Consider the following 11,499-nt stretch of genomic DNA (forward strand, 5'->3'; position numbering starts at 1 on the left):
TATGGCACTACCAAATGTAAACCCCACCGCAACCCCTTCCTGGAAAAAGTTAGGAGAGCATTTCGATAAAACAAAATCCATTAAAATGAAGGATTTATTTGCAAAGGATTCAGGCAGAGCGAATAAATTCAGTATTAAATGGGATGACTTTTATGTTGATTTCTCCAAAAATAGAATTACGGAAGAGACCGTTAAATACCTTTTGGAATTGGCAGATGATGTCAAATTAAAAGATGCTATCCAGAGTCAGTTTTCAGGTGAAAAAATTAATCAAACGGAAGGGAGGGCTGTATTGCATACTGCACTAAGAGCGCCAGAATCTGCAGTTTTTGAAGTAGATGGGAAAAACGTAATTCCAGAGGTATATGACGTAAAGCGAAAAATAGAAGGCTTTACCAATGAAGTAATAAGCGGAGAGCGAAAGGGCTTTAGCGGAAAACCATTTACGCACGTGGTAAATATTGGTATAGGAGGTTCTGATTTGGGACCTGCTATGGTGGTTGATTCCTTACAGTACTACAAAAATCATTTGACCACTCATTTTGTGAGCAATGTGGATGGTGATCATGTCAATGAAGTCATAAAGAAAATAAATAGGGAAACTACCCTTTTTGTTGTTGTGTCCAAGACCTTTACTACACAAGAGACTATCTCTAACGCAAATACTATAAAATCTTGGTTTTTGGAATCGGCCGAAGAAGAAGATATTGCAAAGCATTTTGTAGCGGTATCCACAAACTTGGATGCAGTAAAGAGTTTTGGAATAGACGAGAATAACGTCTTCCCCATGTGGGATTGGGTAGGAGGCCGTTTCTCACTTTGGAGTGCCGTTGGGTTGTCCATTAGTTTGGCAGTTGGATATAACAACTACGATAGTTTGTTAAATGGCGCCCATAAAATGGATCAACATTTCAAGAACGAGGATTTTAGCAGTAATATCCCCGTGGTTTTAGGGCTTATTAGTATTTGGTACAATAACTTTTTTAAAGCCGAAAGCGAAGCTATTATACCCTACTCTCAATACTTAAACCAGTTTGCAACCTATTTGCAACAGGGTATCATGGAGAGTAATGGAAAGTCAGTGGATAGAAACGGTAACCCAATTGATTACGAAACAGGTACTTTAATTTGGGGGGAGCCGGGAACTAACTCTCAACATGCGTTTTTCCAATTGATACATCAAGGTACAAAGCTTATTCCAGCGGATTTCATTGGTTTTGTTAAATCGCTTCATGGCAATCAGGACCATCAAGATAAATTGATTTCAAACTTCTTGGCACAAACTGAGGCTTTATTAAATGGTAAAACAAGAGAACAGGTTGTTGCAGAAGGAACAGAAGAAGCTATTATTCCTTTTAAGGTCTTTTCTGGGAACAAGCCTACCAATACTATTTTTATTAATAAATTGACCCCAGAAAGCTTGGGCAAATTAATAGCCATGTACGAGCATAAAATATTTGTACAAGGGGTGATTTGGAACATTTTTAGTTACGACCAGTTTGGTGTAGAATTAGGGAAACAACTGGCAAATAAAATTCTCAAAGAATTTAGTGGTGAAGCTAAGAATGAGCATGATGGCTCTACAGCAAATTTGTTGAGTTATTATAAACAGCAGTCGTAAATCCAAAGTATATTTTTTGAAGACACCGATTCATGTGAGTCGGTGTCTTTTTTGTTAATAATTGGGGTTAAAACTCTTAACGTTTAGTTAATGTTGATGTTTCAATATTGCCTAATTTTGCAGTGACTAATTTCAAATTATTAAATAATTTTTCAAAAATTATGAAAAAAACTACCAATTTATTGATTTTGGTAACAGTTTTGCTTTTTGCAACGGTTGCCATGGCTCAAAGTACCATAAAAGGTACTGTAATTGACGCCGATCTAAACACACCGCTCCCAGGAGCCAATGTGATTGAAAAGGGCACTACCAATGGTGTGTCTTCTGATTTTGATGGGAATTTTACATTGAATTCGGAAAGTAATTCAGGTAGCATAGTCGTAACCTATGTTGGGTACGGGTCTGTCACTATCAGTTTTAATGGAGATGCTAATCTTGGTAAAATAGAATTAAGCCCTGATAATTCTTTGGGCGAAATTGTGATTACTGGAACGGGAGTTATCGATTTGGCGGAAGATAGAAATACGCCAATTGCTGTATCGACAATTAAGGCAAAAGAAATAAGAGAAAGAGCTGGTAACTGGGATTTGCCAGAGGTATTAAAGTCAACACCATCCGTCCAAAATATTAAAGGTGGTGGTTTTGGTGACGGTAGCATGTTTTTAAGAGGTTTTGATCAAACCAATACCGCATTTATGTTAAATGGTCAGCCTATAAACAGTCCTGAAGACGGTAGGATGTTCTGGTCTAACTGGGCCGGTGTTTTGGATGTTGCCAACGCTGTGCAGGTACAACGTGGTTTAGGCTCTTCTAAATTGGCTATTTCGTCTGTCGGTGGTACGGTAAATATTGTGACTAAAACAGTTGACAGAAAAGAGGGTGGGTTTTTCCAAACCATGGTTGGAAACGATGACTACATTAAAACTAATGCTTACTATTCCACTGGTTTGCTAGAGAGTGGCTGGGCATTTTCTGCTATGTTGGGTCATTGGCAAGGTGACGGCTATGTAGAAGATACTGATGGACAAGGACAAACCTATTTCTTGTCTTTGGGATACAAACCCAGCGATAAACATTTGTTCAACTTCTTGTTAACCGGAGCACCACAATGGCATGCGGCCGCGGGTAGAGACAGGATAAGTGCTTTTTTAGAGAATGGGATAAAATACAATCCATGGAATTTTGAAGGGGTTGATAGCCCTAATAATCTAAAAAGCGGAAGATATCCAGGTGGTCGTAACATTTACCATAAACCTGTAGCCAACTTAAGTTGGGATTTCGCGATAAACGATAAATCATCTCTCTCTACAATTGTTTACGGGTCTATTGGGCGAGGAAGTTTTGCCCAAGCGAGAACTAGCGGGGGAGAGGTTACCTATGCCAGAGGTTCGAACAATAACCATAACTGGTATGGAGTGGTTTCAAATTATGAAAACCAATTGAGTGAGAGCCTTAGCCTTAATTTTGGTGTTGATGTGCGTTTGTACAACGGTATTCACTTTAGGGATGTTAGAGAATTCATTTCTGTCAATTCGGTAAGCGCCAATAGTGCATTCAATGGAGGGGATTATGAATTGACCAATGCATTTGGTGGTGTGAATCCATGGAATGTCACATTCAACCCAAATGATGACAATGGGCAACGTTTTGGATACGATTACGAAGAGCAAATTAATTATGGAGGGGTTTTTGGTCAGTTGGAATACACCAAAAACAATTTTTCTGCATTTTTCCAAGGTTCTGCCTCTTCCCAATCCCATGTGAGAACCGAATATTTAAATGCTGCCAATGAAGGGCAACCCGAGGAATCAGAAAAAGTAAATAACCCAGGATTTAATGTAAAGGCTGGGGCCGCCTATACAATTGCCGATCAGCATAAGGTATTTGCCAATGTTGGTTTTTATTCCCGCCAACCATTTCACAGTGACTTGTTCGTAAGCGATAGGAATTCTAATGAATTGATAGTACCAGAAGTTGAAAACCAGGAAATCACGGGTATTGAGGCAGGATATCAATTTGGAGGCAACAGGGTCTCTGCCAACTTAAATGTATACCATACTACCTGGGCGAATAGAACTTTGCTTAATAACAATGGACAGGACCAAGGGACATCTGAGTTTCGATTATTCCAAACACAGGGTGTTACCCAAGTACACCAAGGTATAGAATTGGAGGTGTTTACAAGACCGTTTGACGGGCTTAGAGTGAATGGTTTCATTTCTTTGGGTGATTGGAAATTTGACGGTAATGGAAGAAGAAGGGTGTTCGATGAGGCTGGAACTGAGGTTGAAGCTGAAACTGAAGTTGATTTGGATGGTCTGCAAGTTGGAGGTGCCGCTCAAACCACTGGAGGCCTTTCTGCGTTCTATACAATTTGTAAAAGTTTAAATCTGGACGCAACTTGGAACTTCTACAGTGGACTGTTCTCCCAAGGTGATGCTTCAAAGGATGCGCCTCCAATAGAATTGCCAGAATATGATACTGTTGACTTAGGACTTACTTACAGAATGCTTGTGGGTGAGAATAAAGAGAAGTCTATCGTATTCAGGGCTAATGTGAATAACATCTTCGAAGAGATTTATTTAGAATCTGTGAATGGAAATACTGCGGCATCTTCTGATCCGGCTGAAAATTATAAAGGCGTTAATGTCAACAATAATGGACGATTTGGATACGGTAGAACTTGGAACGTTAGTGCACGTTTTAATTTCTAAATATTGCAAATTAGTAGAAACCGCTCCCATTCCGATAGCTGTCGATATGGGAGCGGTTTTTTTATCAACTAAAATCACTATTTTTGGTATCATTTTAAAACGAGACCGTCATGTACGAAACCATACAAGTATTACATTCCTATTGGGCCTATATCGTGTTGATAGTGTTGGTTGTGGCTGTGTTTAATGCCATTATCAAATCCGTTGGAGGGAAAGAATACGAAGCCAAGGACTTTAGGATTTCATTGTTCACTTTAATTGTGTCTCATATTCAGTTGCTCATAGGTATTGTCCTGTATTTTGTGGCTCCTTGGATTAAATCCTTCGGAGAGCTTGGTATGGGCGGTGTAATGAAGGATTCGTTGTTGCGCTTGTATTTAGTGGAGCACCCTTTAGTTAATATTATAGCCGTGGCTTTGATCACCATTGGCTACTCCAAGCATAAAAAGAAGTTGACCTCCGCACCTAAGTTGAAGACTATTGCTACTTTTTACACAATAGCACTTTTGTTGTTTTTGTCCCGTATCCCATGGGACGCTTGGTTTAGATAGATCGAGTAAAATATATAATGAAGACTCGCAAGCTTTTGCCTGTACTGAGCGCAGTCAAAGTAATAACCTTGTAGGTCTTTTTTATTTTACTTCTTTGATAAGATAAATATATACCGGAAAATGGTCGCTGAAACCATTACTAAAGCCACTGTAGTTCCAACTTCTAAAAGGGTAACCTTCATATCTTCCGTTTGAGGTGATTAGGTAGCTTTTGTTAAAAATACCTGCTTTGTAGAATCGTAAAGACGAATAATCCTTTTCAAGCAGGGGTTTGGATAGGATAATTTGATCAAAAAGGCTCCAATTGTCACGATAGGCGGTAGTACCCAGCCCATCGCGATAAAAGTTTTCAAAAGGATTGTACAGGCCTTTAAAACCGACTTTTTTGCGTTTTCGTTGTGTTTTTAAAACTGATTTTAAACTTTCGTTATTTGGGTTGTCATTCAAATCACCCATAACGACAATTTTGGCGTAGGGGTCTATAACCTGTAAGGAGTCTACAATGCGTTTGTTCAATTTGGCTGCCGCGACGCGTTTAGGGTTGCTTCTCACCTCGCCCCCACGTCTGGAAGGCCAATGGTTTACGATGATGTGGATGAGGTCGTTCTCCAATTTACCACTGACGACCAATTGATCGCGGGTAGTTAACTCCTTTCGGTTTTGGTCATCAAAAATGCGAAGTTTATAGGCGTTGTAATGTATTGGCGTAAAAAGCTGTTTCTGGTATAAAAGCGCTACATCAATCCCTCTGGCATCCGGAGAATCTTTATGAACAATGCCGTAGTTCTTATCAATTAATATCGAATCGTTAACAAGGTCGTCAATAACCGTTCGGTTTTCAACTTCGCAAATTCCTATGATAGCAGGTGAATTTTGGGTCATTTCCTTCCCAATATCGGCAATAACACGTGCCATGTTTTTGACTTTTTGACTATAGGCTTGAGCACGACCTGTTTTAAGCTCCATGATAGGACTGTACTCATCAAACTTCAACGGATCGTTAATCGTATCAAACAGGTTTTCAAGATTGTAAAAACCCACTGTGTGGATTTTAAACCTCTTGTCCTGGGCATTGGAATTGCCAATTCCAATTAAAAAAAGTAGAATAAAAGCCAGTCTCGAAAACTTCATTTGATGGAATATAGAAACGTTCACGTTTGCAACAATACAAAACCCAAGCCAAAGTTAAGCGTTTCAATGAAATATTGTGTTTTATCACTCATTCGGTTACTTTTATGTATTTTACGTGTCTTAAAACAACATGGGGAAGTCAGTTTTAATAGTATTGCTTACATTTTGGTCGGCAATTGCGATGTCGCAGGAAACGGTAGTGAAAGGAAGCGTGAAGGACGCCGTGTCCTTTCAGCCGATATTGAATGTAACGGTTGAATTGGAAGGCACGGAATTGGTAACTTTAACTGATGTTCAAGGCGAATTCGTCTTTAATCTGAATGTCCCTTTCGGGGAACAAATCCTAAAGATTTCCAAAACGGGTTATGTTGCAAAACGGTTTCCAATCATCATTGATGAAGGCAAAACTATCGATATAAGCGATATGACCCTGGAACGTGACTTGACCCAAAGTCAGGACCTGTTTACCATCACCCTTTCGGATGACGAACTGGATAATGATGCCAGTGGAGCTGATAATATTACAGGCCTTTTATCTTCTTCTTTAGATGTCTTTCAACGCACGGCCGCTTTCGAATTTAGTCAATCTTTTTTCAGGCTGAGAGGATTGGATTCCGAACATGGAACGGTACTCATCAATGGCATCCCAATGAATAAATTATACAACGGTAGGCCACAGTGGAGCAATTGGGGCGGCCTCAATGACGTCATGCGAAATCAGGAACTTACGACAGGTTTGGCACCATCGGATTATAATTTTGGTGGCATTTTGGGGACAACCAATATTAATGTCAGGGCTTCAGAAGCAAGACAAGGTGGGCGTTTGACCTATTCGTCTTCAAACCGGAGTTATACCAATCGTTTAATGGCTACTTACGCTTCGGGACTATTAAAAAACAATTGGGCATACACTGTTTCCTTGGCGCGTAGATGGGGGAATGAAGGCTATCAAGATGCCACATTATACGACGCCAACTCCATATTTCTTTCTGTTGAAAAGAAACTCAATAACAAGCATAGTTTGAATTTTACTGGAATTTATGCACCTAACCGCAGAGGAAAATCTTCGCCAAATACACAGGAGGTTTTTGATATTAAAGGCATCCGATATAACGAATATTGGGGATGGCAAGATGGCGAAAAACGCAATTCTCGTATCAAAGAAGTAGAAGAACCCATTGTCATGTTGAACCATTATTGGAACCTTTCTTCCAAAACAAGATTGAATACCAATGTGGCCTATCAGTTTGGAAAGCTGGGCAATAGCCGATTGGATAATAATGGCACCGATTTGGACAATGGTGTTCCAATCGGTGGTGGTGCAAATCCAAGCCCGACCTATTATCAAAAGTTACCAAGTTATGCGCTATTTAGGTATTCTGGTGATGAAGCGGATGCAAATGCATATAAGAGTCTAGTAGAATTCCAAGATAACGGACAAATCAAGTGGAACGAACTGTATATAGCGAATGTTGGCAACTCGGAAAGAGGAGGCAATGCTGTGTATGCACTATATGAGGATCGGGTGGATGATACGCAATTCACTTTTAATTCTATTTTAAACTCTGAAGTGAATGATCATTTAATTTTGAATGCAGGTGTGAGTGTTCAGACTCTTAAATCCGAAAATTTTGCTGAGGTTTTAGACTTACTCGGAGCATCCACCTATTTGGATGTAGATCAGTTTGCTGAAGATGTCAACGAAGCCCAAAATGATTTACAAAACCCGAATCGATTGGTTAGAGAAGGGGATAGATTTAAATACAATTTCAATTTGTTTGCAAATGTGATTAGTGGATTTGCTCAAGCACAATTTCGGTATAACAAGTTGGATGTTTTCTTTTCAGGAAGTGTGACCAGTACTCAGTATCAACGCGAAGGCCTTTATCAAAATGGTGCGTTTCCGGACAATTCCTTAGGGAAAGATGAAAAACTTAATTTCATAGGCTTTGGAGCTAAGGGTGGCGCAACTTATAAAATTTCAGGGAAACATTTATTGAATGTGAATGGGGGCTATGCAAGCAGGGCACCATCGCTTAGAAATACCTTTTCCAATTCGAGGGAAAACCACAATGTGGTGCCAAATATTACCGAGGAAAAAATACTATCAACGGACGCCAGTTATATTTTTCGTTCTCCCATTGTGAAGGCAAAACTGACCGGATATTATACCAAGATTCAGGATGCAAATGAGATTTCCTTCTTTTTTGCAGATGGCATCGGTGGTGATAATGTAGCTTTCGTTCAGGAAATTTTACAGGGTATTGACAAGCAACATATTGGTGGGGAATTGGGTCTCGAAGCGCAGGTAACGTCCACCATAAAATTAAAAGGTGTGGCCTCTATTGGTCAATTCACTTATGCTAATAACCCAAATCTGTATTTGACAACCGAAGCGGATGATGAATCGATTGCGGCAGGATTTGTGGACGGGTTTCGGGATTTCGGGCAGTCCAATTTAAAGAATTATAAAATAGCCTCTGGGCCCCATCGGGCGTACTCTGTTGGTTTTGAATACCGGGATCCGGATTATTGGTGGTTTGGGGCAACAGCTAATTTTTTTACCCATACCTATATTGATGTCAGTCCATTAACCCGTTCCTCAAATTTTACGACGGATTTTGATGGCAATGTGTTTAATGACTATGATGAAGATTTAGCTCGTGAATTATTAAAACAGGAGCGTTTTGATGATTATATGGTAGTAAATTTGATTGGCGGAAAGTCTTGGAAAGTGGGTAAGGGTAGTAAATATATTAGCTTGTTTGCCAGCGTTAATAATTTACTGGATGAGGTGTTTAAAACTGGAGGTTTTGAACAGGGAAGAAACGCCAATTTCAGACAATTAAGGGACGACCAATCGTTGGATACCCCAGTTTTTGGTTCCAAATATTGGTACGGCCGTGGAACGACGTATTTTTTGAATTTGAATTATAGATTCTAAAAGCCCCTCCTAGCCTCCTCAAAGGGGAGGGATTTTTACTCTTACGTAAGTTTTCGTTTGAGTTAGTGTTCCCCTCCTTTGGAGGGGTTAGGTGAGGCCAATTATATTATTATGAAAAAAATTAATAACCTTTGGGTTGTACCGCTTATTCTAGCGGCATTGTCCTGCGTTCAGGATGACGACTTTGGCGTCCCTGATATTTCTATTAAAGATCCCATAATCCCAGCTGAAAAACTAACAACGTTTAAAGCGGTTAAGTCGTTATTTGAACAAGCAGTTGCTGGTGGTAATCCAACGGCAAAGATTGAAGATGATATTTATATCGAGGGCTACGTGGTGTCTTCAGACAAAGGGGGCAACTTTTTTGAGGAATTGATTATTCAGAATAAAACCGATGATAGCGACCCCGACAACGACCCGAGGCTGGGGCTAAAAATTGATATCAATCAAAGTAGCCTGTCGGACACCTATCAATTTGGCCAAAAAGTAGTGGTAAAGCTAGGGGGCTTAACGGTTGGTGAAAGTAATGGGGTAATTACCATCGGAAGAGGCGATGCCGTAACCGTGCAACAAATCCAGCCTTCGGAATATCGGGATATAGTATTACGAACCAATACCATTGCCGAGATACTGCCTAAAATAACGGACTTACAAAATTTAACCGAGGCGGATGAAAACACCCTGATACTGTTGAATAATATGCAACTGAACCGCTTTGAATTGGGAGCCACGTTTGCCAGTGAATCCTTTGACGAATTTGATGGCTTCCGTTTGATGGAAAGTTGCGATTCTGGAATTCAAATTTTGATGCAGACCAGTACGTTTGCCGATTTTAAATCGGTTTTGGTGCCTCAAGGCCAAGGCAGTATGGTTGGGATTTACAGTCGTGATTTTAGGGACGATTTCAGCGTGATGATACCAAACAAGTCATCCGATATTAATTTTGAAAGCGCTGAGCGTTGCGACCCAATGGAATTTACCTGTGGTTTGGCTTCAACACTTGGAACGGGCAATCTATTTTTTGAGGATTTTGAATCCCAACGTAATAACCGCCCAATTGAAGGTAATGGCTGGACGAATTATATTGAAGCAGGCTCGGAAGCCTGGGAAGCCTGGTCTTCCACGGCAACGAATGCGTCTTTGGGGCGTTCCTGTAGATTTCAATCGGCCAGTTCGGGAGATATTAGCAATATAGGTTGGCTCATCACGCCCGCCATTGATTTGGATGCCCAAGATGGGGAAACATTAAATTTTAAAACCTCCAGCAGTCGCGCAGACAGCAGTTATATGGAAGTGTATTTTGCGGATGATTGGGATGGTACTGAAGCCGGCGTAGCCTCGGCCACTTGGCAGATTTTAAGTGATGCATACATAGTGAAGGACAGCGATCCTTTTGTGGAATGGTTACCCTCAGGAAATGTAGATCTATCCTGCCTTTCAGGTACGATTCACATTGCTTTTAAATACACCGGTGGCGGACAGGATTCTTTTGATGGGGTGTATGAGTTGGATGATGTTAGTGTGGATTTTGTGGAGTAAACTAACGTTTCAAAATTGCATAAACCGGAAAATGATCACTATACCCACCTTTATACTTTTTGCCAACATAAGTCCTAAAAGGAGCCCCTTTAAATGGCCCATTAAACAATTTTAAAAAGTCGGCATCAAAAATATCGGCCTTAAAGAATTCGAATTGGCTTTTTGAGCTTTTAAAAAAATTGGTGGAGATCAAAACTTGGTCAAATACATACCATTGGCGTTGGTGTTTTACCGTACCTCTGGTATAAGAGCGCAGGGTTTCAAAAGGGTTAAACAGGCTATGGGTTTCCACTAATTGTTTTAAACTGTCGTTTTGTGGCGTGTCATTAAAATCGCCTAAAATCATAATTTTGGCATCTTCATTTTCTTTTTTTATAGCTGAAATTACCTCACTTACTTTTTCGGAAGACGCCAAACGTTTGTACTCCGTTTCGGCCTGTCCTTCCCGTCTGGACGACCAATGGTTCACTATAAAATGAATTGTTTCACCATCCAATTCTCCCACAACCAACAAAATATCTCGCGTATAATCTGGAAAGCCTTCAGAGGTCATCAGTTCCACCTTGAAGGTGTCGGTATGCATCACTTTAAAAACCTTGGTATCGTAAATCATAGCAACATCAATGCCTCGCTCATCTAAAGAATCAAAATGCACATAGTCGTAATCATAGTCATCCAAATGTTTGGAATCGATAAGGTCTTCCAAAACCTTTGCATTTTCCACTTCTGCCAGTCCAACTATTGCCGGAGGTTTTCCGGTTTCCTGTCTACCAATATTGGAAATGGCATAGCCAATTTTCCGTAGTTTGTTTTTGTAGCGTTTGGGTGTCCATCGCTTTACCGATTCGGGCAAAAAATCATTGTCGTTGGTGTAGCGACTGTCCCTTAAATCGAACAAGTTTTCAATATTGTAAAATGCGACAGTCTGCATATCGTGTCGCACAGGAATGTCTTCAAAATCATCTGTCATGGCTCAAAAATATAAAAATAAAAATGACT

Annotated in this window: 7 protein-coding genes; 5 read left to right on the forward strand and 2 right to left on the reverse strand. The window is 40.1% G+C overall.

Features of this window, described 5'->3' with window-relative positions:
* The first annotated feature begins 1 nt into the window (after nt 1).
* The 3 genes from pgi (at nt 2) to ACFSR8_RS02065 (ending at nt 4,886) form a co-directional block, all read left to right on the forward strand.
* Nucleotides 2–1,621, forward strand: coding sequence for a glucose-6-phosphate isomerase (pgi, locus tag ACFSR8_RS02055; RefSeq protein ID WP_380288541.1), 1,620 nt, complete (start codon nt 2–4; stop codon nt 1,619–1,621).
* A gap of 161 nt (nt 1,622–1,782) precedes the next feature.
* Nucleotides 1,783–4,335: a TonB-dependent receptor gene (locus ACFSR8_RS02060; RefSeq protein ID WP_380288543.1), complete on the forward strand. Its 2,553-nt coding sequence runs from the start codon at nt 1,783–1,785 to the stop codon at nt 4,333–4,335.
* 110 nt (nt 4,336–4,445) lie between these two features.
* The gene (locus tag ACFSR8_RS02065; RefSeq protein ID WP_380288545.1) at nt 4,446–4,886 is read left to right on the forward strand and encodes a hypothetical protein; all 441 of its coding nucleotides are present in this window, start codon (nt 4,446–4,448) and stop codon (nt 4,884–4,886) included.
* Between the two features lie 81 nt (nt 4,887–4,967).
* Here the strand turns inward: ACFSR8_RS02065 and ACFSR8_RS02070 are convergent, their stop codons facing one another.
* Entirely contained in the window at nt 4,968–6,017 is a 1,050-nt protein-coding gene (locus tag ACFSR8_RS02070; protein ID WP_380288547.1) for an endonuclease/exonuclease/phosphatase family protein, read from the reverse strand.
* Nucleotides 6,018–6,147: 130 nt separating this feature from the next.
* Here ACFSR8_RS02070 and ACFSR8_RS02075 point away from each other — a divergent pair, with 130 nt between their 5' ends.
* On the forward strand, nt 6,148–8,961 hold the full coding sequence (locus ACFSR8_RS02075; protein WP_380288549.1) for a carboxypeptidase-like regulatory domain-containing protein: 2,814 nt from the start codon (nt 6,148–6,150) through the stop codon (nt 8,959–8,961).
* A 111-nt stretch (nt 8,962–9,072) separates the two neighbouring features.
* Complete coding sequence (locus tag ACFSR8_RS02080; protein WP_380288551.1) at nt 9,073–10,500, forward strand: DUF5689 domain-containing protein; 1,428 nt, start codon at nt 9,073–9,075, stop codon at nt 10,498–10,500.
* Nucleotide 10,501: 1 nt separating this feature from the next.
* On the opposite strand, the gene ACFSR8_RS02085 is transcribed toward ACFSR8_RS02080, so the two are convergent.
* Nucleotides 10,502–11,470, reverse strand: a complete 969-nt coding sequence (locus ACFSR8_RS02085; RefSeq protein WP_380288553.1) for an endonuclease/exonuclease/phosphatase family protein — start codon at nt 11,468–11,470, stop codon at nt 10,502–10,504.
* Nucleotides 11,471–11,499: the final 29 nt, after the last annotated feature.

This window comes from Hyunsoonleella rubra (assembly GCF_042684665.1).
GTDB lineage: Bacteria > Bacteroidota > Bacteroidia > Flavobacteriales > Flavobacteriaceae > Jejuia > Jejuia rubra.